The sequence below is a fragment of the Gluconobacter sp. P1D12_c genome (assembly GCF_018812105.1).
Taxonomy (GTDB): domain Bacteria; phylum Pseudomonadota; class Alphaproteobacteria; order Acetobacterales; family Acetobacteraceae; genus Gluconobacter; species Gluconobacter oxydans_A.
In genome coordinates, this window is the sequence record NZ_JACSIQ010000497.1 from 1 (window position 1) to 438 (window position 438).

Genomic DNA, 438 nt, shown 5'->3' on the forward strand with positions numbered 1-438 from the left:
GGTGTCGGCCATGCGTGTCAGACCAAGATTAATCCCATCCGCCAGGATCACCGTCAGCTGGGCGTTTTTGTAATCCGAGACACGGCTGGAACGTCGATTGGTAAAGCAGTCGGTGAAGCTGATCCAGCGGTCCACTTCCAGCAGAAGATCAGTAATCTTGATGCGTGGCAGCCGGTCGTAAGCCGCCCGCCTCAACTCTTCCACAGCAGGGGGTGTAATTGCTTTCAGAGGCGAAATCACAAGACCATGTGCATCAAGCCGGACCTGTGACAACTCGCCCTTCCTGGCAAGAGCCGTCACCCGGTTCAGCGCGGTTTCCAGCACTGCACGCCGTTGAGAAAGGAACGTGTCAGCCGTAGCATTGATCGCCAGAGGCAACGGTCCTTGCGCGCGCATCGCTGCAAACGTGGCTTCCGGAAGAAGGTAGGTGTCGAATGC

The 438-nt window shown here is 57.3% G+C and carries 1 protein-coding gene; it reads right to left on the minus strand.

Annotation, left to right across the window (positions count from 1 at the left end; all coding sequences use genetic code 11):
* The coding region (locus tag KP705_RS17850; protein ID WP_215765255.1) for a Tn3 family transposase at window positions 1–438 on the minus strand (438 nt) is incomplete at both ends.